At 67.6% G+C, this 24781-nt stretch carries 25 protein-coding genes; 11 read left to right on the top strand and 14 right to left on the bottom strand.

Annotation, left to right across the window (positions count from 1 at the left end; all coding sequences use genetic code 11):
- Positions 1–79: 79 nt before the first annotated feature.
- From GO608_RS04280 to gmk, 3 genes are read right to left on the bottom strand one after another with little or no spacing between them, the layout of a single operon-like run.
- Positions 80–2278, bottom strand: coding sequence for a RelA/SpoT family protein (locus GO608_RS04280; RefSeq protein WP_169199265.1), 2199 nt, complete (start codon positions 2276–2278; stop codon positions 80–82).
- A gap of 24 nt (positions 2279–2302) precedes the next feature.
- Positions 2303–2518 (bottom strand): DNA-directed RNA polymerase subunit omega, encoded by a 216-nt coding sequence (gene rpoZ, locus GO608_RS04275; RefSeq protein ID WP_053420774.1) that lies wholly within the window; start codon positions 2516–2518, stop codon positions 2303–2305.
- Between the two features lie 3 nt (positions 2519–2521).
- Positions 2522–3136 carry a guanylate kinase gene (gmk, locus tag GO608_RS04270; protein WP_169199266.1) on the bottom strand — a complete coding sequence of 205 codons (615 nt, stop codon included), beginning with the start codon at positions 3134–3136 and terminating at the stop codon, positions 2522–2524.
- A gap of 264 nt (positions 3137–3400) precedes the next feature.
- Between gmk and GO608_RS04265 the strand changes: the two genes are divergently transcribed.
- The 7 genes from GO608_RS04265 (at position 3401) to GO608_RS04235 (ending at position 9130) form a co-directional block, all read left to right on the top strand.
- Positions 3401–4444 carry a DnaJ C-terminal domain-containing protein gene (locus tag GO608_RS04265; protein WP_169199267.1) on the top strand — a complete coding sequence of 348 codons (1044 nt, stop codon included), beginning with the start codon at positions 3401–3403 and terminating at the stop codon, positions 4442–4444.
- A gap of 44 nt (positions 4445–4488) precedes the next feature.
- Complete coding sequence (locus tag GO608_RS04260) at positions 4489–5151, top strand: DsbA family oxidoreductase (RefSeq protein WP_169199268.1); 663 nt, start codon at positions 4489–4491, stop codon at positions 5149–5151.
- Positions 5152–5240: 89 nt separating this feature from the next.
- Positions 5241–5666 carry an alternative ribosome rescue aminoacyl-tRNA hydrolase ArfB gene (gene arfB, locus GO608_RS04255; RefSeq protein ID WP_169199269.1) on the top strand — a complete coding sequence of 142 codons (426 nt, stop codon included), beginning with the start codon at positions 5241–5243 and terminating at the stop codon, positions 5664–5666.
- 37 nt (positions 5667–5703) lie between these two features.
- Entirely contained in the window at positions 5704–6210 is a 507-nt protein-coding gene (locus GO608_RS04250) for a CreA family protein (protein WP_169199270.1), read from the top strand.
- A gap of 295 nt (positions 6211–6505) precedes the next feature.
- Entirely contained in the window at positions 6506–7060 is a 555-nt protein-coding gene (locus GO608_RS04245; RefSeq protein WP_169199271.1) for a TlpA family protein disulfide reductase, read from the top strand.
- Between the two features lie 242 nt (positions 7061–7302).
- Positions 7303–8187, top strand: a complete 885-nt coding sequence (locus GO608_RS04240; protein ID WP_247002857.1) for a transglutaminase-like domain-containing protein — start codon at positions 7303–7305, stop codon at positions 8185–8187.
- A 64-nt stretch (positions 8188–8251) separates the two neighbouring features.
- Positions 8252–9130, top strand: a complete 879-nt coding sequence (locus tag GO608_RS04235) for an alpha/beta fold hydrolase (RefSeq protein WP_169199272.1) — start codon at positions 8252–8254, stop codon at positions 9128–9130.
- 9 nt (positions 9131–9139) lie between these two features.
- On the opposite strand, the gene GO608_RS04230 is transcribed toward GO608_RS04235, so the two are convergent.
- Positions 9140–10477 carry an MFS transporter gene (locus GO608_RS04230; RefSeq protein ID WP_247002855.1) on the bottom strand — a complete coding sequence of 446 codons (1338 nt, stop codon included), beginning with the start codon at positions 10475–10477 and terminating at the stop codon, positions 9140–9142.
- Between the two features lie 367 nt (positions 10478–10844).
- On the opposite strand from GO608_RS04230, the gene GO608_RS04225 reads away from it, so the two are divergent.
- Positions 10845–11048, top strand: a complete 204-nt coding sequence (locus tag GO608_RS04225) for a cold-shock protein (RefSeq protein WP_011237778.1) — start codon at positions 10845–10847, stop codon at positions 11046–11048.
- Between the two features lie 111 nt (positions 11049–11159).
- Here the strand turns inward: GO608_RS04225 and GO608_RS04220 are convergent, their stop codons facing one another.
- The 4 genes from GO608_RS04220 to ilvA all read right to left on the bottom strand — a co-directional run bounded on the left by GO608_RS04220 (position 11160) and on the right by ilvA (position 15330).
- Positions 11160–12422: an Hsp70 family protein gene (locus GO608_RS04220; protein WP_169199273.1), complete on the bottom strand. Its 1263-nt coding sequence runs from the start codon at positions 12420–12422 to the stop codon at positions 11160–11162.
- Positions 12423–12505: 83 nt separating this feature from the next.
- Positions 12506–13381, bottom strand: a complete 876-nt coding sequence (gene purU, locus GO608_RS04215; RefSeq protein WP_169199274.1) for a formyltetrahydrofolate deformylase — start codon at positions 13379–13381, stop codon at positions 12506–12508.
- A gap of 13 nt (positions 13382–13394) precedes the next feature.
- The gene (gene thrH, locus GO608_RS04210; protein ID WP_169199275.1) at positions 13395–14006 is read right to left on the bottom strand and encodes a bifunctional phosphoserine phosphatase/homoserine phosphotransferase ThrH; all 612 of its coding nucleotides are present in this window, start codon (positions 14004–14006) and stop codon (positions 13395–13397) included.
- Positions 14007–14088: 82 nt separating this feature from the next.
- Entirely contained in the window at positions 14089–15330 is a 1242-nt protein-coding gene (ilvA, locus tag GO608_RS04205) for a threonine ammonia-lyase (protein ID WP_169199276.1), read from the bottom strand.
- Between the two features lie 175 nt (positions 15331–15505).
- Between ilvA and GO608_RS04200 the strand changes: the two genes are divergently transcribed.
- Together GO608_RS04200 and GO608_RS04195 are read left to right on the top strand one after the other, a co-directional pair.
- The gene (locus tag GO608_RS04200; RefSeq protein WP_247002853.1) at positions 15506–15892 is read left to right on the top strand and encodes a hypothetical protein; all 387 of its coding nucleotides are present in this window, start codon (positions 15506–15508) and stop codon (positions 15890–15892) included.
- A gap of 355 nt (positions 15893–16247) precedes the next feature.
- Positions 16248–16919: a transglutaminase-like domain-containing protein gene (locus GO608_RS04195; RefSeq protein WP_169199278.1), complete on the top strand. Its 672-nt coding sequence runs from the start codon at positions 16248–16250 to the stop codon at positions 16917–16919.
- Between the two features lie 139 nt (positions 16920–17058).
- On the opposite strand, the gene GO608_RS04190 is transcribed toward GO608_RS04195, so the two are convergent.
- Positions 17059–19026: an ATP-binding cassette domain-containing protein gene (locus GO608_RS04190; protein WP_169199279.1), complete on the bottom strand. Its 1968-nt coding sequence runs from the start codon at positions 19024–19026 to the stop codon at positions 17059–17061.
- A gap of 60 nt (positions 19027–19086) precedes the next feature.
- Between GO608_RS04190 and GO608_RS04185 the strand changes: the two genes are divergently transcribed.
- Entirely contained in the window at positions 19087–19713 is a 627-nt protein-coding gene (locus GO608_RS04185) for a hypothetical protein (protein WP_247002851.1), read from the top strand.
- Between the two features lie 82 nt (positions 19714–19795).
- Here GO608_RS04185 and GO608_RS04180 read toward each other — a convergent pair whose 3' ends face one another.
- Genes GO608_RS04180 through gshA form a run of 5 tightly spaced genes read right to left on the bottom strand, consistent with a single transcriptional unit; the run spans position 19796 to position 24718 of the window.
- A complete protein-coding gene (locus tag GO608_RS04180) occupies positions 19796–20401 on the bottom strand; it encodes a 2-hydroxychromene-2-carboxylate isomerase (protein WP_011237276.1) in 606 nt (201 codons plus the stop codon).
- Positions 20402–20434: 33 nt separating this feature from the next.
- Complete coding sequence (locus GO608_RS04175) at positions 20435–21349, bottom strand: DMT family transporter (protein WP_169199281.1); 915 nt, start codon at positions 21347–21349, stop codon at positions 20435–20437.
- Between the two features lie 7 nt (positions 21350–21356).
- The gene (locus tag GO608_RS04170; protein ID WP_211159462.1) at positions 21357–22412 is read right to left on the bottom strand and encodes an FAD:protein FMN transferase; all 1056 of its coding nucleotides are present in this window, start codon (positions 22410–22412) and stop codon (positions 21357–21359) included.
- Positions 22412–23422, bottom strand: a complete 1011-nt coding sequence (gene gshB, locus GO608_RS04165; protein ID WP_169199282.1) for a glutathione synthase — start codon at positions 23420–23422, stop codon at positions 22412–22414. Before gshB ends, GO608_RS04170 begins: the two co-directional genes overlap by 1 nt.
- Positions 23423–24718, bottom strand: coding sequence for a glutamate--cysteine ligase (gene gshA, locus GO608_RS04160; RefSeq protein ID WP_169199283.1), 1296 nt, complete (start codon positions 24716–24718; stop codon positions 23423–23425).
- Between the last annotated feature and the right edge of the window lie 63 nt (positions 24719–24781).

The following is a 24781-nucleotide window of genomic DNA, read 5'->3' as shown; positions in this document are numbered from 1 at the left end:
CAATTGTAGGCGAGCGTCCCGAATGCGCCAATCGCGATCGCTGTAGCCGGCGGCCCCATCGGACCGCCTCGGAGCGCGGTCAGCTGCGCACGTCGCCCTTGAGCCGCCCGATCCGCACGACTTCTGGCACCCGGCGCACGCCGCGCATGACTTTCGCCAGATGCATCCGGTCGCGGACCTGCAGCACGAGGTTGATCGCGGTGTAGATGCCCTGCTCGTTGTCCATGCTGACGTTCTGGATGTTGCAGTCCTCCTCCGAGATCGCGCTCGCGACCTTGGCGAGGACGCCGCGGGTGTTGCGCGTCAGCACGCGGATCGTGACGTCGAACAGGCGGTCTTCGCCCGCCTCCCACTCGACGTCGACCCAGCGACCGCGGTCGCCGCGCAGCTTCGCCACCACCGCGCAGTCGTGCAGATGGACTTCGAGGCCCTGGCCCTTGCGGATCATGCCGATGATCGGGTCTCCCGGGATCGGCTGGCAGCAGCGCGCGAGCTGCACCGCGATGCCTTCGCTGCCGCGGATCAGGATCGCGCCGGCGGGCTTGGGCTTGATGACGTTCGGGCGGCCCGATTCGAGGTCCTGCGCCTGCGCGACGCGGCGCGCGACGATGACCGGCAGGCGCCGGCCGAGTCCGATGTCGGCAAACACTTCCTTTTTGCTGCGCATGCTGCGGTCGCGCAGGAAGCGCTCCCACGCGAAAGTGCTGATCTGTCCCAGCGTCAGCCCGTGCGGACGCAGCGCCTGGTTCAGCAGCCGCTCGCCGAGCGCGACGGATTCTTCCTGTTGCGCGCCCTTGAGGAAATGGCGGATCTGCGCGCGCGCCTTGCCGGTGCGCACGTATGCGAGCCAGGCCGGGTTCGGGTTCGCGTGCGCCGCGGTGATGATCTCGATCTGATCGCCGTTGTGCAGTTCGGTACGCAGCGGCATCAGGTCGCCGTTGACGCGGCACGCGACGCAGCGGTTGCCGATGTCGGTATGCACCGCGTAGGCGAAATCGACCGGCGTCGAGCCTTTCGGCAGCGACAGGATCCTACCCTGCGGCGTGAACACATACACCTCGCCGGGGAAAAGATCGATCTTGACGTGCTCGAGGAACTCGGTCGCGCCGCCCGACGCCGACTGCAGTTCGAGCAGCGACTGCAGCCACGAATGGGTTTTCTGCTGCAGCTCGGTGAGCGTCTTCTCGTCTTCCTTGTACAGCCAGTGCGACGCGACGCCGGTTTCGGCGATGTGATGCATCTCGGCGGTGCGCACCTGCACTTCGACCGGCGTGCCGAACGGCCCGATCAGCGTCGTGTGCAGCGACTGGTAGCCGTTCGCCTTCGGGATCGCGAGATAGTCCTTGAACTTGCCCGGCACCGGCTTGTACATCGAATGCAGCGCGCCGATCGCGAGGTAGCAGCTCGGCACGTCGCGCACGATGACGCGAAAGCCGTAAATGTCGAGCACCTGCGAAAACGACAGGCGCTTTTCGGCCATCTTGCGGTAGATCCCGAACAGGTGCTTTTCGCGGCCCTGCACTTCGGCCGAGATGCCCCATTGCGGCAGGCGCTCCTCGATGCCCTGCAGCACCTTGCCGACGACTTCGCGGCGGTTGCCGCGCGCCGCCTTGATCGCGCGCGACAGCACGCGGTAGCGCAACGGGTACTTGTGCTCGAACGCGAGCTCCTGCAGCTCGCGGTAGAGATTGTTGAGGCCGAGCCGGTTCGCGATCGGGGCGTAGATTTCGAGCGTCTCGCTCGCGATGCGGCGCCGCTTCGCGGAGCGTATGCACTGCAGCGTGCGCATGTTGTGCAGGCGGTCGGCGAGCTTGATGAGGATCACCCGCAGGTCGCTCGCCATCGCCAGCAGCATTTTGCGGAAGTTTTCCGCCTGCGCTTCCTCGTGCGAACGGAACTCGATCTTGTCGAGCTTCGACAGGCCGTCGACGAGCTCGGCGGCGGTGCGGCCGAAGCGGTCGGCGATCTCCTGCTTCGAGATGTGCGTGTCCTCCATCACGTCGTGAAGGAGGGCGGCGATCAGCGCCTGGGCGTCGAGGTGCCAGTCGGAGACGATGTCGGCGACGGCGACGGGATGCGAAATGTACGGGTCGCCGCTGATGCGCAGCTGACCTTCGTGGGCGCTCGCCGAGAAATGGTAGGCAGCTTCGACTTTCTCGACATCCTCGGGACGCAGATAGGTCTCGAGCTTCTTCCTGAGCGCGGCGAAATCGGACGACACGGGGGAGCCGGACGGCGAACCGAAAGGGCCCGGAGCGGGAATCGCTGCAGCGTCCATCGGTTGTTCCCTCCCCCGCGAGGGTCAGGCCTGCCCGCGGTTGAGGACTTCCAGACCGACTTTCCCGGCCGCGATTTCGCGCAGCGCGATCACGGTCGGCTTGTCCTTGTCGCCCTTTTCGAGCTCGACCTGAGGCGTGGAGCCGATCGTGATCTGGCGCGCGCGATAGGTCGCGGCGAGCGTGAGCTGGAAGCGGTTGGGGATCTTTTTCAGACAATCTTCGATCGTGATGCGAGCCATGGTTCAGTCCTGTTCAAGAAAATCGAAATACTGCAGATGGCGCTCGTGCTGGTTTGCATAACGCAGGCGCGACGCGCGCACTACCGCGACGAGGTCGTCGAGCGCGCACTGCAAGTCGTTGTTGAGTATAACGTAGTCGAATTCCCCGACATGGCGCATCTCGCCGCGCGCGCCCAGCAGCCGTCGCATGATCACGTCGTCGCTGTCGGTGCCGCGTCCGCGCAGGCGCACTTCGAGTTCCTCGAGCGACGGGGGCAGGATGAACACGCCGACGGCGTCGGGAAAGCTCTTGCGCACCTGCTGCGCGCCCTGCCAGTCGATTTCGAGCAGGATGTCGCGCCCGGTCGCAATCTGCTGCTTCAACCAGACCTTCGAAGTGGCGTAGTAGTTTCCATGCACTTCGGCCCATTCGAGAAACTCGCCGCGGTCGCGCAGCGCGCGAAACGTCGCGACATCGACGAAGTGGTATTCGCGCCCGTCGCGCTCGCCGGGGCGCGGGTCGCGCGTCGTGTAGGAAACCGACAGGTTCACCTGCCGATCGCGTTCGAGCAGACCGCTGACGAGCGTGGTTTTGCCTGCACCCGACGGCGCAGTGATGATGATCAGGGTTCCGGGCATGTGTTCGTTCGTGCCGACCCGCAGGCGGCGCACTCTCCGTCGTTTCTGGCAGGATTCGCTTACCGGGATGAAAGTATCCGCGGGCCGATTGTGCCAGCCCGTGCCGCCGATCACCAAGGGTCCCCACGTCGAAACCGGCCGGCGCCGGGGGCAAAGACGTCGATCCCTCGCGCGCAGCGGGATTCGACGGAGCGCGAGTCAGGCGTTACCCTGTCCCACTTTGCTGGGCCGGAATCCTGACGATGAACTCTTTTTTCGCGTGTAATGTCGCCCACCGACCCCCATAGCCTCCTCGGCCTGTCCCCGGGCGCCGGGGAACGCGAGATCAAGCACGCTTTTCGCCGTCTCGCGATGCGCTGGCACCCCGACCGCAACGCCGATCCGGCCGCGATCGAGCATTTCAAGCGCCTGCGCGCGGCTTACGAGGATCTTCTCGCCGGATATTCGCGCTGCCCGGCGCCGGCCGCGGCACCCCACGATGCGCAGGCTGCCGATACGCGGCCCGAGCCGCCTCCCGAAGCCCCGCCGCGCGGAGCCGACCGTCGCGAGGATCTTGTGCTGAGCCTGGAGGAAGCGTTCGCCGGCGGCGAAAAAGCGTTCACGATCGCCGATGAAATCCCGTGCGACGCCTGCGGCGGCAGCGGCGAGGAAGTGCTGCGCCACACGCGGCTGTGCGCCACCTGCCACGGCTCCGGGCGGGTCCGCGACGGCCGAAGTCTTACCGCGTGCGCCGATTGCGGGGGCCGCGGCTATCTGAACAGGCAGGCCTGCGCGGCCTGTCACGGCAGCGGACAGGCGCGTGCAGCGCGCAAGCTGCGCGTCCGGATTCCGGCCGGCGTGCTCGACGGGGACGAACTGCGCGTCGCCGGAGCCGGCGAAGACTGCGATCGTGCGGGCGGCAAGCCGGGAGACCTGCTCCTGCGAGTCGTCCTGGCGCCGCACGCGCTATACCGGCTCGACGGTCGCGACCTGATGCTGACCCGGCCGGTCAGCGCATTCAGGATGCTGCTGGGAGGGGAACTGCCGATCCCGCTGCCGGACGGCGTCCGTAACCTGAAGCTCGAACCCGGACCAGCGACGACGCGCGAGTTGAGGGTCAAGGGCGCAGGCTTTCCCGGGCGCGGCGGAGCGCGCGCGGGCGCGCTGATCGTGCGTCTGGTGCCGGTGCTGCCCGAAGCGCCCGACGCGGAAATCCTCGCCCTGCTCGAACGCGCCGAAACCCGCCTGCAGAACACCCTGTCCCGCCACTTGCCGGATGTGGCAAGCTGGGAAGAGCGCTGGCTTCCGGACATCCCCGAAACGCGCTGACCTCCCCCGGCCGTCGCGCACGGTCCAATCGACAGAAAACCTCCATGATTCTCGATATCGATTTCGTTTCCGACTTCGTCTGCCCGTGGTGCTTCATCGGCAACGAGCGTCTGCGCCAAGCCATTGACGAAGTCCGCCACGACGTGGCCGACCTCGAAGAAATACGCGTGAACCGGCTGCCGTTCTTCCTCGACCCGGACACCCCGACGGCAGGAGTGCCTTATCGGCCGTTCCTCGACGCGAAGTTCGGCGGGCGGCGCAAGGCCGACGAAGTCCTCGCCCGGATCGCCGAAGCCGGCGCGCCCGATGGCGTGACTTTCGCCTTCGAGCGCATCGCGACCCGTCCGAACACGCTGAACGCGCATCGCCTGACGTACCGGGCGCAATCGCTCGGCCACACCCCGGACCATGTCAACGCGCTCGGCCACGCATTGTTCGCCGCCCATTTCCAGGAGGGCCGCGACCTCGGCGACAACGCCACGCTCGCGGATATCGCCGCAGCGGCCGGCGACGATCGAGAAACCGTCTTCGCCTATCTCGAAAGCGACGACGATGCGGCGGCGGTCAGGCGGATGGCGGGCCAGATCCAGCAGCAGGGCATCACCGCCGTTCCGTTCTTCATCTTCAACCGCAAGCTCGCGGTGTCGGGCGCCCAGTCGCAGGCCGCGCTCGGCGCCGCGATCCTGCAGTCGCTGCACGCCTCGTAAGGCGAACCGGACGCGGCTCGGGGCGGAAACCGGCACGACCGGAGGCCGTGTCTCCGGGGCACTCGGCCCCGCGGTCTATACTGTCGCTCATGGTCGATGTCACGCTCCTGCCGGCGCTGCCCGAAGAGGAACTCGAAGAACGCTTCATCCGCGCGTCCGGCCCCGGCGGGCAGAACGTCAACAAGGTATCGACGGCGGTGGAACTGCGCTTCGACGCCGCGCATTCGCCGTCGCTGCCCGACGAGGTCCGCGCCCGCCTGCTCAAACTGGCGGGGCGCCGCGCGACCTCCGAAGGCGTGATCGTGATCTGCGCCCAGCGCTTCCGCACGCAGGACCGCAACCGCGCCGACGCGCGCGGTCGGCTCGCGGAGTTGATCGCCCGCGCCCATGAAAAACCGCTCGCGCGGGTCGCGACGCGCCCGACCAAGGCAGCGAAGCTCCGGCGTCTCGAAGCGAAGCGGACGCAGGGCGAACGCAAGCGGCAACGGACGCGCCGCACCTCGATCGACGAATGACCGGGCAACCTCACTTTCCCGAACAGGACCGCAGCCGATGAAATCTTTCCGCCCCCGCCCCGCCTTGCGCGCCCGCCGCCTCGCCGCCCTCCTTGCCCTGCTCGCGGCCGTGCCGCTGCCGCTGCGCGCGGAATCGGTCGGCGAAGTATCGACGGTGTGGAAGCTGATCGGCCCGAACCACAAGGTCGTCGTCGAAGCGTACGACGACCCGCGCGTCGAGGGGGTGACGTGCTACGTGTCGCGCGCGAAGACCGGCGGGCTGTCGGGCGCGGTCGGTCTTGCGGAAGATCTCGCCGAAGCGTCGATCGCATGCCGCCAGGTCGGCCCGATCCGCACGCGCGAACCGCTGCCGCAGCAGGAGGAAGTATTCTCCGAGCGCCTGTCGGTGCTGTTCAAGCGCCTGCAAGTCGTGCGCATGGTCGATGTACGCCGTAACGTCCTGGTTTATCTGACCTACTCCGACAAGCTCATCGAAGGCAGCCCGAAGAACAGCGTCACCGCCGTGGCAGTCGACCGGGCGACGCCGATTCCGCTGCGTCGCTGACGCCGCCGCTCCCCCTCGCCGCAAGGCGTCCCCCGAAAGTTCTGCGCCTGAACGGTTCTGAAATCCGCCCGCAGGGGCGATAATGCGCGGCTCGGCCGGGCGTTGTCGCGCATCGGCCGGAAAATGCCAGCGGACGTTCCGGCGTCCACGGTGCCGAGGACCTCATTGATAGGCTTTGGCAGCGGGCCGGCGGTCTGTGTACCGCCATCTTCGACGGGCGTCGCGAACGCGCACGCCCGATTTAAGCTCCGGCGGCTTCCGCGCCGGAGCGGCTGAAAGGAATCGGGAGACGACAATGTCCGACATCCGTCGCGCCTTGCGCAGGCGCGCGCTCGCGTCGCTCGCGGGCTTCGCCGCGCTGGCGGCCGCGCCGAAAACGCTCGTCGGCGCAACCCGCGGCATGGGCGCGCTCGACCGCTTCGAAGCGGTGGACGCGCCAAGTGCAGTGCCCGCGGCTTTGCAGGCGGCGCTGGAACCGCTGCGCAACCGGGCGGTACTCGTCAATTTCTGGGCGACCTGGTGCGAACCCTGCCGCGCCGAAATGCCCGCATTGGCAGGGCTCGACGCTGTCGAAGCGAACCTTGCGCTGCTCACCGTCGCGGTCGCCGACCGCGAGGACGACGTGCGCCGTTTCTTCGCCGCGCGCCGCCTTGACCCGCTCGTCGTCGCCGACCCCGACCAGGTCATCGCCCGCGCCTGGGACGTTCGCTTCCTCCCGACGACGTTTCTCCTCGACGCATCGCACCGGCCCCGCCACCGCGTACGCGGCGAACTCGACTGGAATGACCGCGCCGTGCGCGAGCGGGTCATGACGCTCGTCGCGCCCCCGAACGACCCCGCACCGCACTGATCAGGACGATTGCCATGAACCGCAGGAACTTCCTCAGAACCTCCACCCTCACCGCGAGCTTCGCGCTCCCGGCCTGGAGCCGCGCCGCCGGCTCGGCGACGACATAGCCTTTCGCGCCGCACCCGACCAACGGCTGGCGCGTTTTCGAACTGACAAGCCGTATCGAGCCCGCGACGAGCGGCGACTCGACGCGCGTTTGGGTGCCATTGCCGTCGATCGACAACCCTGAATGGATGCGCCCGATGGGCAACCTGTGGCAGGGCAATGCCGACACGATGCGCGTCGTCACCGAAGCGGACTACGGCGCCGCGATGCTGCAGGCCGAATGGGCAGCCGGCACCGCGAGTCCGCTGCTCGAAGTCGTCAGCCGCTTCGCGACCCGCGACCGGGCCGTCGACTTCACCCGCCCGGGCGTCGCACGCGAGTTGCCGGCGGCCGAACGCGCGCTGTATACCCGCGCCACTGCGCTGATTCCGACCGACGGCCTGATGCGCGACACGGCAGAGTCGATCGTGCGCGGCGCGACCGGCGACGAAGCGCGTGCACGGGCAATTTACGACTGGATCGTCGACAACACCTTCCGCAATCCGAAGACCCGCGGCTGCGGCGTCGGTGACATCCGCACGATGCTCGAAACGGGCGATCTTTCCGGCAAGTGCGCGGACCTGAACGCCCTCTATGTCGGGCTCGCGCGCGCCGCCGGCTTGCCGGCGCGCGACGTGTATGGCGTGCGCGTCGCCGACTCGCGTTTTGGCTACAAAAGCCTCGGCAAAAGCGGCGACGTCTCGAAAGCCCAGCATTGCCGTGCCGAAGTCTGGCTCGAGCGGTTCGGCTGGGTACCGGTCGATCCGGCGGACGTGCGCAAGGTCGTGCTCGAGGAACCGCCGGTCGGCCTCGCGCTCGACGACCCGAAAGTCGCCGCCGCGCGCCGGGTGCTCTTCGGCGCCTGGGAAATGAACTGGCTCGGCTACAACTTCGCCCACGACGTGCGCCTGCCGGGCAGCAGCGGGCCGCAGGCGCCCTACCTGATGTACCCGCAGGGCGAAAGCGGCGAAACGCGCTTCGACAGCCTCGACCCGGCAACTTTCCGCTATTCGCTGACCGCGCGGGAAGTCACTGCCGCCTGAGGGCGGTCGCTGCAGCGCGCCGGCCCGCGCCAACCGCGGCCCGCGCGCTGCTACCATTGCCGTCATGAAACCGAATCCCGAATCCCGATGCGAGCAGCTCGATGTGCGCGGGCTGCGCTACAACGTCCGGCACTGGGGCGCCGCGGCTGCGCCGCCGGTGTTCTTCCTGCACGGCTGGATGGACAACTCGGCGACATTCCAGTTTGTCGTCGCCGCGCTCGCGCAGGACTGGCACGTCATCGCGCCCGACTGGCGAGGCTACGGCGCGAGCGAGTGGCTGCGCCGGCCGTACTGGTTTCCCGATTACTACGCCGATCTCGACGCCCTGCTCGGGCATTATTCGCCTGACCGCCCGGTGCGCCTCGTCGGCCACAGCATGGGCGGCAACATCGCCGGCGTGTACGCGGGCGCGCGGCCGCAACGCGTGTCGCAGGTGGCGATGCTCGACGTTCTCGGCCTCAAGGACGGCAGCGCCGACGAAGCGCCGACGCGTCTCGCCCAGTGGCTCGACGCCGTGCTGGCCGACCCGCAGTTACGACGCTACGCGGATCACGATGCTCTGGCGCGCCGCCTGCAGCAGGCCAACCCGCGGCTGACGGAAGAGCGTGCCGCGTTCCTCGCGCGAAACGTCAGCCGCGTCCTGCCTGACGGGGAGGTCGAAATGGCCTGCGACCCCTGGCACAAGACCGCCGCGCCTGCACCGTACCGCCTCGACGACACGCTGGCCTCTTGGCGCGCGATCACGGCGCCGGTGCTGCTGCTGATCTCGGACGAGGGCTATGTCCTCGATCGGTTCCCGGCGACTTCGGACGACTACCGGCAGCGGCTCGCGTGTTTCGCCGACGTGCGGGTCACCACCGTGACCGACGCCGGGCACAATCTCCAGCACGACCAGCCGGAGCAGGTCGCTGCGGCGCTCGAAAACTTCCTGCTGCGCGACTGAGCCGGGCCGTCAGCGGGCATCGCCGGGGCGCTTGGCCGCCGCGCCGCGCAGCCAGGCGGCGAAGCGCCGCGGGAACTCCGGCGCCCGGACGCAGAGAAAAAGCCCCGCCGCCGCGTTGAGCAGCGCCCCGACGAGGATCAGCTGCGGCACCGACAGGCCGGCCGCGAGCAGCCCCGCGCCCATGCCGGCGGCGGCGACCATGAACAGCGCATTGAGGATGTTGAGGCCGGCGATGACGCGCGAGCGGTGAGCGGCCGCGGAGCGGGCCTGGACGAGCGTGTAGAGCGGGACGATGAAAAAACCGCCGAACACTGCGATCAACAGCAGATCGACGAGCACCCGCCACGTCGCGGCATCGGCGAGCACCGCGGCCAACGGCAGCGGCGCGCTGCCCGCCGCAAGTACCGGGCTTGCCCACCACAGGTCGAACGCGAACAGGCTCAGCCCGATCGAGCCGAACGGCACGAGGCCGGGTTCGAGGTGCTTGCCGGAGAGCCGCTCGCACATCAGCGAACCGATGCCGATGCCGATTGAGAACACTGCGAGCAGCAGCGTCACCGCGTGTTCGTCACCCCCGAGGACGTCTTTCGCGTAGCCGGGGAACTGCGACAGCAGCAGCGCGCCGTAGAACCAGAACCACGAGATCGCGAGCACCGCCGGGAACACGGTGCGGTCCTCGCGAGTGAAACGGAGGTTGCGCCAGGTTTCGGTCAGCGGGTTCCAGTTGATGCGCAGCCCCGGATCGGCCGCCGGCGCGACCGGAATCGCCCGGCTTGCCGCGTAGCCGAGCCCTGCGACCGACAGCGCCGCGACCGACACCCATAGCGGGCCACCCGGGAGGCTGATCGTCACTCCGCCGGCGATTGTCCCGACGAGGATCGCGACGAACGTGCCCGACTCGACGAGCGCATTGCCGCCGACCAGTTCGTCCTCGCGCAGGTGCACCGGCAGGATCGCGTATTTCACCGGCCCGAACAGGGCCGACTGCGCGCCCATCAGAAACAGCGCGCCGAGCATCAACGGCAGCGATTCGAGCGCGAACGCCAGCGCCGCGAGCGCCATGACGAGGATTTCGAGCAGCTTCGTCCAGCGGATGAGCCGACTTTTCTCGAACTTGTCGGCGCATTGGCCCGCTGTTGCCGAGAACAGAAAGAACGGCAGGATGAAAATCCCGGCAGCAAGGTTCACCAGCACGCCCGGCGCGATCGTCGTGAAGCGCGCGGCTTCGAAGGTCATCAGCACGACCAGGGCGTTCTTGTACAGGTTGTCGTTGTACGCGCCGAGAAACTGCGTGATGAAAAACGGCAGGAAGCGCCGCTCGCTCATCAGTCTGAATTGGGAACTCATGCCACCCTGCACCATCGTGGATCCGGAGTGGGCGGATTCTGCCATCGGCGACGTTCGGCGCGGCAACTTTCGGGGGCACAAGCGGCTGCCGGGAAAGGCTTTGCGAGCGGCAAAATTACCGGCCAGACAGTATGACATTGCCACTGCCCATACCGGCAATCCCCTATAAACCCCCGGGATGAGCGTGACAATCCATTTCAGCCCTTGACCGCGCGTCGGTTTTTCACCAGACTGCGCATGCGCATCTGCAATCGCGTGGTTTTTCGTGCTCGACGGCCTTTGGGTACTCAGTTCGTCTTTCCCCGATCTCGATTGCCGCACTTCCGGGCAAACGCCCTTCATTAACTTTGATTTGGGATTTTTCGAAATGGCAACTGGTACTGTTAAGTGGTTCAATGACTCCAAGGGCTTCGGGTTCATCACGCCGGACAACGGCGGTGAAGATCTGTTCGCACACTTCTCCGCGATCCAGGGTTCGGGCTTCAAGAGCCTGACCGAAGGTCAGAAAGTTCAGTACGACGAGACGTCGGGCCCGAAGGGCAAGCAGGCAGGCAACATCCGCCCGCTCTGATCCTCGAGTCGATCTCTCGCGCAGCCGTCCGCTAAACCGCACGGCCCGCGCAGCGAGTCAAAGCCCGGCATTGCCGGGCTTTTTGCTTTTGCGGGTCCGGAGTTCCGCTGTTCACCCGTAGCGGCGTGCCGCCTCGACCGCGAGCCCGCTGCCGATGCTGCCGTAAAGGTCCCCTTCGACACTGCGCGCGGCGGGCAGCTCGGCCGCGATGCGTGCGCGCAACTGCGGGACGCCGCTCGCGCCGCCCGTGAAATAGATCGTATCGACACGCTCGCGCGCGACCCCCGCATCGGTCAGCAGGCCCGCCACCGCCGCTGCGACTCGCTCGACGAGCGCCGTCGTCGCCCGGGCGAAAGCTTCGCGGCCGATCTCGTGCACGAGTCCGGGTTCAAGCCGGTCGAGCTGCAGCGCAGTGACCGGCGCCTGCGACAGCTCGATCTTCGCCTGCTCGACCTGCAGCGCGAGCCAGTGCCCTTCGCGCCGGCTGACGAGCCGTGACAGGCGGTCGAGCTCCGTACGCGCGACCGCATCGCGATAGATGTGCTGCAGGTCGGCCCACGCCTGCCGTGTGTAGGCGAAATTGATCGTGTGCCACGTCGCGAGCTGGAAGAACAGGCTCGACGGCACTTCGGCGCCGTTCTTCATCCGGCCGCGATAGCCGAGCAGCGGCATCACGCATTCGAGGCTCAGCGCGCGGTCGAAATCGGTGCCGCCGACGTGTACGCCGGCGTTGCCGAGCAAGTCCTCGCGGCGCTCGTCGCGCCCGGCGCGCGCTGGCGACAGTCGTACGAGCGAGAAGTCCGCGGTGCCCCCGCCAATGTCGGCGATCAACACCAGCTCCTCGCGTTCGAGGCCGGTCTCGTAATGCAGCGCCGCGCCGATCGGCTCGAACTGGAAGCTGACGTCGCGAAAACCCGCCTGCCGTGCGATCGCCTCGAGCGTGTCCTGCGCCTTGCGGTCGGCGCGCTCGTCGTCATCGACGAAATGCACCGGCCGGCCGAACACGGCCTGCGTGAAGCTTCGTCCCGCCGCCGCTTCGGCGCGTGCCTTCAGTTCGCCGAGGAAGCTCGCGAGGAGATCGCGGAACGGCAATGCGCGCCCATGCACTTCGGTCTGGCCGTCCATCAGGCTGCTGCCCAGGAGGCTCTTCAGCGAGCGCATCAGGCGGCCTTCGTAGCCTTCGAGGTATTCGGCGAGCGCGGCGCGGCCGTAGTACGTCGTCTCCTCGTCGGCATTGAAGAACACCGCGGACGGCAGCGTGGGCTTGCCGTCCTCGAGTTCGAGCAGTGCCGGGACGCCGGGCCGCAGCCAGCCGACCGTGGAGTTGGAGGTGCCGAAATCGACGCCGCAGGCCCGTGCGGAGGTTTTGCCCATAAGCGGATGCAGCCGGTCGGAAAAGGGCCGCAATGCTACGCCACCGCGAAGCTCCGCGCGAGCTTCGTGGCGCCCCGCGGCCGTCAGCGGAACACGATTGTCTTGTTGCGATGCACCAACACGCGGCCTTCGAGGTGGTAGCGCAGGCCGCGCGCGAGGACCATCTTTTCGATGTCCTTGCCGTAGCGGACCATGTCCTCGACCGAATCGGAATGGTCGATGCGGATCACGTCCTGGTCGATGATCGGCCCCTGGTCGAGGTCCGCAGTCACGTAGTGGCAGGTCGCGCCGATCAGCTTGACGCCTTTCGCCCACGCCTGGTGATACGGTTTCGCGCCGACGAAGCTCGGCAGGAAACTGTGGTGGATGTTGATGATGCGCCCCGCGTACGCCGCGCACAGCTGCGGCGACAGCACCTGCATGTAGCGCGCGAGCACCATCGTCTCGCCGCGCACTTCCTCGAAAATGCGCCCCACTTCGGCGTAGGCCTGCGCCTTGTTGTCGGCGTTCACCGGCACGTGGTGGAACGGGATGCCGTGCCACTCGACGAGGCCGCGGAACGTGTCGTGATTCGAGATCACGCACGGGATCTCGATGTCCAGTTCCTTCGACTGCCAGCGCGCGAGCAGATCGTAAAGGCAGTGCTCCTGCTTCGACACCAGCACGACGACGCGTTTTTTGACCGCCGAATCGGTGATCGTCCAGTCCATCTCGAGCTCGTCGGCGAGCGGACGAAAACGCTCGCGGAACTCGGCGAGGTGAAACGGCAGCGACGAAGCCCTGATCTCGATGCGCATGAAATAGCGCCCGAGCGCCTCGCCGTCGGCAGGAGGCTCGGCGTGCAGCGAAGTCTCGAGAATCCAGCCGCGATGCTCGGCGATGAAGCCCGACACCCGCGCGACGATGCCGACGCGGTCGGGGCAGGACGCGGACAGCGTGAAATGGCGGTCGCGGTGCATGACGAGGCCTCGGTCAGGCGACGCGGGCGAAAGCCTTGTCGATCTCGCGGCGCAGCTCGGCGTAGTTGCGCGTCACCGGAAACTGCGGGAATTCGCGGATGACGTTCTCCGGCGGATGGAACAGGATGCCGCCGTGCGCTTCACCCAACATCGCGGTGTCGTTGTACGAATCGCCGGCAGCGACCACCGTCAGGTTCAGCTCCTTGAAGCGCTTGACCGCTTCGCGCTTCTGGTCCGGCATGCGCAGGTGGTAGTTAACGAGCACGCCGTTCGCATCGGCTTCGAGGCGATGGCACAGCAGCGTCGGCCAGCCGAGCTGCTTCATCAGCGGCTTCGCGAACTCCTGGAACGTGTCGGACAGGATCACGACCTGGTAGCGTTCGCGCAGCGCGTCGAGGAATTCGCGCGCGCCGGCCATCGGTCCCATGCTGGAGATGACTTCCTGGATGTCCGGCAGGCCGAGCCTGCGCTCGGCGAGAATGTTCAGCCGGTACTTCATCAGCGTGTCGTAGTCCGGCTCGTCGCGAGTCGTGCGACGCAGTTCGGGAATGCCGGTACGCTCGGCGAATTCGATCCAGATTTCGGGAACCAGCACACCTTCGAGGTCGAGACAGACGATCTGCACGGCGATATCCTGTAGCGGCAAGGGGAAAGCCGCGATTCTAGCAGCGGCGCGGCCGGCCTGCCGGCGAATCCGGTTGCGGACGTCAGCCCGCGAGCAGGTTGCGCACCGCAAGGCCCTGGGCGGCGAAGTGCGTCAGCAGCGCGTGCTGGTGCTCCGCATCGCGCGTCTCGATCTGCAGGATCACTTCGGTCATGCCGACTGCGACGTGGAGTTCGCCGCGGCGGTGCTCGACATGGCGCACGTTCATGCCGAGCCCGGCGACCGCCGCCAGCAGCGCGAGCAACTGGCCCGGCGCATCGGAAATCATCACCGCGACGCTCATCAGCCGCCCGCTGGACGCGAGGCCGTAGTCGATCGAACGGCCGACGAGTGTCATATCGACGTTGCCGCCCGAAATCACGACCACTGCGCGGTCGTCGGGCGCGAGGTGGACCTTGCGCTGCAAAAGCGCCGCGAGCCCGACCACGCCCGCGCCTTCGCCGATCGTGCGCGTGCGCTCGAGCAGCGTGACGATCGCCTCGGCGATCGCGTTGTCGTCGACGGTGACGATGTCGTCGACGTGGCGCGCGATCACCTGCCGCGTCAGCATCCCGGGGCGCTTCACCTTGATGCCGTCGGCAATCGTGTGGGCGCCCGCGGGCACCGCTTCGAGCGTGCCGTCGCGCAGGAAATGGCGCCACGGCGCGACCGCGTCGGTCTGCACGCCGATGACGCGGATCGCCGGATTCTGCAGCTTCAGCGCCAGCGCGACGCCGGAGATCAGCCCGCCGCCGCCGAGCGGCACGATCGCGACCGTCATGTCCGGCGCGTCTTCGAGCATCTCCAGGCCGCAGCTCGCCTGGCCGGCGATCACGTCCCAGTCGTCGTACGGAGGGATCAGCGCCAGCCCTTCGCCGTCGGCGAGCCGGCGCGCCTCGTCGCTGGCGGCTTCGAGCGTGTCGCCAACGAGGCGCACGTCGGCGCCAAGCTTGCGGCACGCCTGGATCTTCGTCAGCGGCGCGTTCGCCGGCATCACGACGACCGCACCGAGGCCGACCCGCGCAGCCGCGCGCGCAACGCCCTGCGCGTGGTTGCCGGCCGATGCCGCGACGACGCCGGCCGGCTGGGCACCGCCTTCCAGCAGGCGGCCGATCTTGTGCGTCGCGCCGCGCAGCTTGAACGAGCCGGTGCGCTGCATGTTTTCGAGCTTCAGTTGCAGCGGCATGCCGAGCTCGTCGGACAGCGCGTCGTTCTGCCACTGGCCGGTACGAACGACCGCGTCGCGGATGCGTTCGCGTGCGGCGACGAGATCGGGCAGTGCGAGCGGCACCGGGATGGACGCCATGTCGATTCTCCACGACGGGCCCGGAACGGGCGTTCGAATCGCTACTGTATGCGCAAAGCGGCGGTGCGGGCAGACGCCGGGCGCCTTGCCAACGCCCCGACGTCCCGCTCAGAGTCGGCGAATAGCAATTCAGGCAGCGGATGGCACGAACACTCGGCAGCGGAGGATGTTCGACATGACCCGACACTTGGCCTTTCGGCCTCCATCACCCCGGAAGCTGCTTTCGATTTTTATTTCAAAGTTCAACGACTTATCGATCAAGAGACAAGCGACTCGGAACTGGCGTAACCCTTGCTATGGAAAGGACGAGCGCAACCGATGCATGCTCGAAAGGCCCTCCGGCTTCTTCATCCACTTTTTCAGGAGAACTGCAATGGCGACGGTGACGATAAAGGACCTTCCTGCGGCCGAGGAAATCTCGGCAGACGCCGCGAGGAACATAGTGGGCGGCAGGATCAAGCAACGCGAAGGGGGAGCGGAAGTCCCTCCTCTTGATGACCCAAGCGGTGGAATGGGATACACCGGCATTCTCATCCACTACACGTTGACAGTCATTGAATAGTACGAGAGCGAGCCCTGGCAGGTCGTTGGACGGGGACGCCTGCCAGCGGCCTTGCCTCCCATCGGCACCCTTCGACTCGAGTTACCACGTCCGGCGGACCGCCCGACCGCCCCGACCGCCTCCTGAAGTTTGTCGCCACGTGGCACAAATTGTCGGTCGGCACTCACGGCGGCCGAAACGCGGCGCCTGCCCGATCCTGCCAGTATCGACTCCGCCAGTAAGGACAGCCGTCGCCCTGAACTTGTCGAAGGGCGATATGTGAGCTTGGACAGGCCTATCCGGGGAAACAGGGGACAGACCAGGTTTTTCGTTTTATTCTCCCGTATCCCCTCGCTTCACTGGATTGAGCACCGTGATGAATAATGCATACCTTTCGCCGACCGCACTGATCGACAGCGACCACCCCGAAGTCCTCGCCTTCGCCCGCGCGCACTGCCGCGGCAACGACGTCCGCGAGCGCGCAGTGTCGCTGTACTATGCGGTGCGCGACGGCTTCCGTTACGACCCCTATCGCATCGACCTGTCGGAAACCGGGATGAAGGCGAGCAGCGTCATCGCCAGCGGCGCCGGCTGGTGCGTGCCGAAAGCGACGCTGCTGGCCGCGGTGTGCCGCGCTTCGGGAATTCCGGCGCGGCCGGGTTACGCCGACGTGCGCAACCACCTCAGCACCGAACGCATGCGCGAGACTTTCGGAGAGGACCTGTACCGGTGGCACGGCTACACTGAAATCCTCATCGACGGGTCGTGGTACAAGGCCACACCGGCATTCAACCTCGCGCTGTGCGAGCGATTCGGGTTGCTACCGCTGGAATTCGACGGCCGAAGCGACTCGATTTATCACCCGTTCGACCGCAGCGGCAATCAGCACATGGAGTACGTGCACCAGCGCGGCCACTACGCCGACGTGCCGCTGTCGCTGATCGCCGACGATTTCCGCACGCATTACCCGGTATGGCTCGAGCAGGCCGAGCAATTGAGGGCTGCGGATTTTCTCGCGGATGTGGAAAGGGAAAACCAGCCCGCGTAGGGCGGGAACAGGGGCGCCATTTGCGCTGTCGGGCTGGGAAGGCGAACTGCGGGAAAGCTATCAGGACTCGTCGCGCGACCTTGAACCGCCCGCCGGCGAGGCGGCGGGGCGCCGCGCGCGACGATTTCTTCGCCCCCTCTCAGTCGGCCTGCATCGCTTCGAGCTGCTCCGAGATTTCGAGCCAGCGCAGTTCGGCGTCGTCGACCCAGCCGGCGAGTTCCGCCTGGCGCTTCAGCAGCGTCTGCAGCTGGCCGGCTTCGGCGCCGCTGTAGAGCGCCGGGTCGGCGAGGCGCGCGTCGAGGAGCTTCTTCTCGCCGTGCCAACCGGCGAGCTTCTTTTCGAGTTGCTCGAGTTCCTTGACGAGCGGGCGCCGCGCGGCGAGGCGCGCCTGGCGCTCGGCTGCGGACTGTTCCCGGTCTGCCTTGCGCGCCGCCTTGTCGGCGCTGCGGTCCGGGCATTTCGCCGCTTCGCTCGCCTGCGCGCGGCGCTCGGCAAGCCAGTCGCGGTAGTCGTCGAGGTCGCCGTCGAACGGCTGGATGCGACCATCGTCGACGAGCAGGAAGCGGTCGCAGGTCGCGCGCAGCAGCGCCCGGTCGTGCGACACCAGCACCATGCCCCCTTCGTAGTCCTGCAGCGCGAGCGTCAGCGCGTGGCGCATTTCGAGGTCGAGGTGGTTCGTCGGCTCGTCGAGCAGCATCAGGTTCGGCCGCTGCCAGATCATCAGCGCCAGCGCGAGGCGCGACTTCTCGCCGCCGGAGAAGCTGCCGCACGGCGTCGTCGCCGGCGTCGAAGTGCCACCAACGCCGTCCCCGCGGAAGTCGAAGCCGCCGAGGTAGTCGCGCAGCTCCTGTTCGCGCGCGCGCGGGTCGAGGCGCGTCAGATGCTGCAGCGGCGACTCGTCCGGGCGCAGCGTTTCGAGCTGGTGCTGCGCGAAGTAGCCGATCGCGAGGCCCTTGCCTTCGCTGCGGCTGCCGGCGGCGAGCGGCAGCTGGCCGGCGAGCAGCTTGATCAGCGTCGATTTGCCGGCGCCGTTGCGCCCCAGCAGGCCGACACGCTCGCCCGGGCGCAGCGTCAGGCGGATGCCGCCGAGCACGGTGCGCTCGCCATAGCGCACCACGCCGTCCTCGACCTGCAAGAGCGGATCGGGCGCCGGCGGGCCATCGCGGAAGCTGAAGCTGAACGGCGTGTCGATATGCGCGGCGGCGATGCGCTCCATGCGTTCGAGCGCCTTGATGCGGCTCTGCGCCTGGCGTGCCTTCGTCGCTTTCGCGCGAAAGCGGCGGATGTAGTCCTCGATGTGCGCGATCTCGCGCTGCTGCTTGTCGAACAGCGACTGCTGCTGCGACAGGCGCTCGGCGCGCTGGCGCTCGAAGTCGGAGTAGCCGCCGGAATACAGCGTCAGGCGCTGCGACTCGATGTGCGCGATGTGCGTGACGCACGCGTCGAGGAACTCGCGGTCGTGCGAGATCAGCACCAGCGTGCCGCGGTAGTCGCGCAGCCACTGCTCGAGCCACAGCACCGCGTCGAGATCGAGGTGGTTCGTCGGCTCGTCGAGCAGCAGCAGGTCGGAGCGGCACATCAGCGCCTGCGCGAGGTTCAGCCGCATGCGCCAGCCGCCGGATAAGTCCGCCACCGGGCGGTCGGCCTCCCCCGGCAGGAAGCCGAGGCCGTCGAGCAGCGCCGCGGCGCGGGCGGGCGCCGCGTAGCCGCCGATCTCGTGCAGGCGAGCGTGGAGTTCACCAATATGAGCGCCAATATGGGCTTCGCGATGAGCACTCTCATGCGCGCCGTCGTGCGCAGCTTCGGCCGCGGCGAGGTGCGCCTCGATGGTGCGCAGCTCGACGTCGCCGTCGAGCACGTACTCGATCGCGGCTTTCGCCAGCGCCGGGGTTTCCTGCGCGACGTGCGCGATCTGCCAGCCGGCGGGGATGTCGAGGTCGCCCTGGTCCTGGTGCAATTCGCCGCGCAACAGCGCGAACAGGCTCGATTTGCCGGTGCCGTTCGCGCCGGTCAGACCGACCCGCCAGCCGGGGTGGATCTGCAAGGAGGCGGCATCGACGAGGATTTTGGCGCCTCGGGCGAGGCGGAGGTTGCGGAACTGGATCACGTCAGCGCATCTTCGGGCAAAGGCGTTATTCTACGCATCCCCACAATGGACCGCTGCCGAATGCCGATGATCCCTCGCCTGCTGGCGCTGCTGTTCGCCGTCGCGGCTGCGGCCGCGGGCGCCGCCGAAGCCGACCTCGAGCACGCCGAGCGCCTGCGCGACGAGGCCCGTGCGCTGCGCGCAGAGGCCGATGACGCGCTGCGTCGCGCCGAACCGGCGTGCTACGAACGTTTCCTCGTCAACCGCTGTATCGCCCAGGCGAAGGAACAGCGCCTCGACAAGATCCGCAAGGCGCGCGCGATCGAAGCCGAGGCGAACCGGCTCGAACTCGCCGAAAAACAGCGCCAGGCCGCGCTGCGGGGCACCGTGCCGCCAGCGCCGTCGTCCGACGCACAGGCGCCGCTACCGGTCGCGCCGCCCCCTGCCGCGCCGTCCGCCGACCCACAGATCGCGCCCGATCCTGCCGCCGAAGCCACGCGACGGGAACGCGACGCGCAGGCTGCACGCAGTGCCGATGCCGCTCGGGAGCGGCAACGCGAGCAGGACGCGGAAAAAGCGCGCGAACGCGCCAAAGACGAAGCGGAAGCCGCGAAACGGGCCGAAGACGCCGCGCGCGACCGCGCGCGCTACGACGAGCGGATCCGCAAGCACGAGCAGGAAAAAGAAAAGGAAAAGGCCGGCAACTGACAGCCGCCTGGCGAACTCCGGCAGCTTGCCTTCGGTTACCCGTCGCCGGCTCCCCCGCTCGCGCAGGAGATAACCTTTTCCGTCAGCCGGGCCGCCGGTTCGCCCAGTCGAGCGCGTCTTCGAGCCGGTCGTTGCCCCAGAAAAGCTCGTCGCCGACGCGGAACGTCGGTGCACCGAACAGACCGAGCGCAGTCGCCTCCTCGGTCTGGTGCCGCAGCGCGAGCTTGTTGTCGGTGGCGACAGCCGCTGCGAGCAGTTCGCCGGCGGGCAGACCCAGGTCGCGCAGGACCGCCTCCACGACTTCCTCGTCGCCGATTTCGCGATCCTCGGCAAAGTTCGCGCGCATGATCTCGCGCGAAAACGGGGCGATCCAGCCCTCTTCGACTCCTAGCAGCGCGACGCGCGCCGCGAGCAGGCCGTTGCGGGGAAAGCGGCTCGGCACGCGGAACGGCAGGTCGTATTTTTCTGCGAGCCGGGCGAGGTCGCGCCACATGTAGCGGCCTTTCGGCGGGTAGATGTTGAAGGGCGAGTCGTTCCAGCCGAGGGAGAGGAACACCGGCCCGAGCAGGAAAGGCCGCCACGCGACATCGACGCCGGCAGCGCCCGCGAGCGCTTCGACGCGCATTACCGAAAGATACGAATAGGAACTCGCGAACTCGTACCAGAACTCGACGCGGGGTCGCTGCATGGGAAGGCCCTCCGTTCCTGTAGATGATGGACTTTAGCGCACCCGCACGGGCGCCGCTTCGGGAGACGGGCGGTTCGCGATCCAGATGCCGGTGCCGACGAGCGCGAGCGCGGCGAACACCGCCGGCGTCAGCGCCTCGCCGAGCAGGATGCCGCCGGCGAGCACGCCCATCACCGGCGTCAGGAACGAGAACGACGACAGCCGCGTCGCCGGATACTGGCTGATCAGCCAGAACCACGCGACATAGCTCGCAGCGGCGACGATGACGGTCTGGAATGCGAGGCTTGCCCACACCACTGTCGTGGGCGCAAACACGCCCGGCTCGCCGAACGCGAGCGACAGCAGCGGCAGCACCAGCGCCGAGATGCCAAGTTGATACAGCAGCGTCTTTTCGGCCGGCACGCGGATCAGCGGACTGACCTTGACGGTCAGCGTGGTCGCGGCCCACATGCTCGCGGCGAGCAGCATCATCAGATCGCCGATCCAGGCGCGACCGGATCCGAGCAGCAGGCTCTCGCCGAACAGCGTCAGCACGCCGAGGAACGCCAGCGCCATGCCGGCCCACTGCGCGCGACGCATCCGCTCGTGCGGCAGCAGCCACACTGCGCCGAGCGCGACGAAGAACGGCGCCGTGTACAGAAAAATCACACCGCGCGAAGCGGTCGTGAATTCGAGCGCCCAGAAGATCAGTGCGAACTCGCCGGCGAACAGCAGACCGGCGACGAGGCCCGGCGCAAGCGTGCCGTCCGCCGACCACAGCTTCACGCCGCGCGCGCTCGCCCACCCCCACACCAGCGCCGTCGCGCCGAGCGAGCGCAGCCCCGCCTGCCATACCGGCGAAATGCCGGCATTGGCAAGCTTGATCGCGACCTGCTGCAATCCCCACACGGTGCACAGCAGCACCATCAGTCCCATGGCAAAGCGATCGAGATGCGGACGAGGAGGCATGATCAACCTATTCGACGACAGTGACTCCGGGCGTGCCGGAGGGGAACTGGAGACGGGCGCGCAGCGCGCGGGTGACTTCGATGCGGCCGTCGGCGGTGACGCGCAGCGCGTGATCGATGTCGTAGCGGCGCGTGTATTCGCGCCAGTCGTCGCCGGCGATGAAAGCGGGCTTGCTCGCCGCGTCCGACAGCGTGCCCGCGTCCTCGCGCGGCGTGACCAGCACCGTCAGCGACTGGCTGCCGGTCGCGGGCATGCCCGTGCGCGGATCGAGCAGATGCGAATAACGGCGCCCCTCGAGTTCGAAATAGCGCTGGTAGTCGCCCGACGTCCCGATCGCTTCGCCGTCGTACAGCGGCAGCGTCGCGAGCGGTTGGGGCTCACGCGGATGCTGCAGCCCGAGGCGCCACGGCGTGTCGCCTTTCTTGCCGAGCGCCATGACGTTGCCGCCGATATTGACGAGCGCGTTGTCGATGCCCTTGTCGCGCAGGATCGCGACGGCGCGGTCGAGCGCGTAGCCTTTCGCGTAACCGCCCAGATCGAGCTGCACAACCGGATTGCGGCTCTCGACGCGGTTGCCGGTGATAACGAGGTCCGACATGCGCGGTCGCGCTTCGATCACCGTGCGCAGCGCGGCCGGATCGGGCAGGCGCGGCGCGAATTCGTCGGCGTGGAAGCCCCACAGGCCGATCAGCGCGCCCATCGCCGGGTTGAACAGCCCGTCGCCCGCCGCGGACAGCCGCTGCGCGTCGGTCAGCATCGCCGCGAGCTCCTCGGACACCACGGCCGCCTCGCTGCGCGCAATGGCCTCGTTCAGCGCCGTCAGCTCCGAAGGCTGCCACGCGTGGTAGGCGCGGTGCAGGCGGTCGAACTCGTGCAGCACCGCGCCCATCGCCTCGGCCGCGACTTCGTGCGGTTCGCCATACACGGTGAGATCGACGCGCGTGCCGAACACATAGGCTTCCTGGTGGAAAAGCTGCGGCTGCGTGCACGCCCCGAGGAGCGCGACGCACCACAGCGCGACCCACGCCGCGCCGAGGCGGCCAAGCCTGTGCCACCCGCGCATCAGGCGCAGGCCTGTTCGAGCTTGTCGACGAACAGCCCGGCGACCGAAAATCCGGTCTGCGCGGCGATCTCGACGAAGCACGTCGGGCTCGTGACGTTGATCTCGGTCAGGTGGCCGCCGATGACGTCGAGGCCGACGACCATCAGGCCGCGCTGCCACAGGACCGGCGCGAGGAATTCCGCGATCTCGCGCTCGCGCCCGGTCAGCGGCATCGCGACGCCGCGCCCGCCCGCAGCGAGGTTGCCGCGCGTCTCGCCAGGTTTCGGGATGCGCGCGAGCGCGTACGGCACGACTTCGCCGCCGATGATCAGCACGCGCTTGTCGCCGTCGGCGATCGCGGGCAGATAGCGCTGCGCCATGATCGTGCGCGTGCCTTCGTGCGTCAGAGTCTCGACGATGACGTTGCGGTTCGGATCGGATGCAGTCACGCGGAAGATCTGGCTGCCGCCCATGCCGTCGAGCGGCTTGAGGATCACGTCGCCGAGCTCGTCGATGAACGCGTCGATGTCGGCAGCGTCGCGCGCGACGAGTGTCGTCGCGGTGAACTGCGCGAATTCGGTGATCGCGATCTTCTCCGAATGGTCGCGGATCGCGCGCGGATCGTTGAACACGCGCGCCCCGCCGGCGACAGCGCGTTCGAGCAGCCACGACGCGGTGATGTATTCGAAGTCGAACGGCGGGTCCTGGCGCATCACGACGGCGTCGAACGCGGCGAGCGGCAGCGACGCCTCGTCGCCCGCTTCGTACCAGCCGCGCTCGTCGGCCCGGGTGTGGATCGCGTGGCTGCGCGCGGCGACCACGCCCTCGCGCCACGTCAGCGCCTCACGCTGGATCGCGGACACGCGGTGGCCGCGCGCCGCGGCTTCGCGCATCATCGCGATGCTCGAATCCTTGTAGGCCTTGAGGCCGTGCAGCGGGTCGAGGATGAAGGCAAGATTCAGCGGGCGCGACGGCTGCACTTTCGGCTCAGGCGCCGGGCGCTCGCCCGGGATTCGATCAGAATGGTTCATTCACGCCGCCAGTTCGGCTTCGGCCGGCATCGTTTCCTCGATCTCGATCGAAGCGGCGAGCAGCGCGAGCCGGGCGACGACGCCGTACGCGTAGAAGCGGTTCGGCGCCGCATCCGGCCCTTGGCGGCAGTCCGGCAGCGAGCAGCAGGTCTCGAACGCCAGCGGCTTGAAGTGCATGCCCGGCGCGTTGAGGTTCTCGTCGCGCGCGCGCTCGGTGTGCACGCGGTAGAAGCCGCCCACGACGTAGTGGTCCATCATGTAGACGACCGGCTCGGCGACCGCGTCGTCGACGGTCTCGAAAGTATGCACGCCTTCCTGGATGATGACCTCGTGCACCTCGAGGCCTTCCTTGACGACGCTCATCTTGTTGCGCTGGCGGCGGTTCAGGCCGCGCACTTCGGACGCGTCCCGCACCGTCATGACGCCCATGCCGTACGTGCCGGCGTCGGCCTTGACGACGACGAACGGCGTCTCGGTGACTTCGTATTCACGGTATTTCTCGCGGATGCGGGTGAGCAGCGCGTCGACCTCGTCGGCGAGGCGTTCCTCGCCGGTGCGTTCGTGGAAGTCGATCTGGCTGCACACGCCGAACTCGGGGTTGATGCGCCATGGGTCAATGCCGATGACCGAAGCGAAATCGCGCGCGACGCGGTCATAGACGGCCGCGTGGATCGACTTGCGGCGCACGTGCCAGCCCGCATGCAGCGGCGGAATCAGCCACTGATCGTCGAGTCCCTTGAGGATTGGCGGCACGCCGCCCGACAGGTCGTTGTTCAACAGCACCGCGCACGGCTCGAAATCGGCGAGACCGAGGCGCGCACCGTGCCGTTCCAGCGGTTCGAGCGTCAGCGTGCTGCCGTTCGCCAGCTCGAGCGTCGTCGGCGCAGTGATTTCGGGCAGCAGCGAGCCGAGGCGCACGTCTAGCCCGGTGAGCTGCAGCACCGACACCAGCTTGGCGACGTTCTGCAGGTAGAACTGGTTGCGCGTGTGGTTTTCCGGGATCAGCAGCAATTGCCGCGCATCGGGGCAGATGCGCTCGATCGCCGCCTGCGCCGCCTGCACGCACAGGGGCATGAAAGCGTCGTTGAGGTTGTTGAAGCCGCCGGGGAACAGGTTCAGGTCCACCGGTGCGAGCTTGAAACCGGAGTTGCGCAGGTCCGTTGAGCCGTAGAACGGCGGCAGGTGATCCTGCCACTGCACGCGCATCCAGCGCTCGATTTCCGTCGCGTGGTCGAGGAAACGCTTTTCCAGTTCCAAAAGCGGGCCGGTCAGCGCGGTAGTCAGATGAGGAACCATGAGCTTTTCTCGGGAAAGTGCGCGGGCGGACGTGCCGCGGCAAGTGAATTGCAACCAATATTA

The sequence above is a fragment of the Aromatoleum buckelii genome, from assembly GCF_012910785.2.
Taxonomy (GTDB): domain Bacteria; phylum Pseudomonadota; class Gammaproteobacteria; order Burkholderiales; family Rhodocyclaceae; genus Aromatoleum; species Aromatoleum buckelii.
The sequence above is the reverse complement of the archived record's forward strand: the minus strand, read 5'-3'. Positions and strand labels throughout refer to the sequence as shown.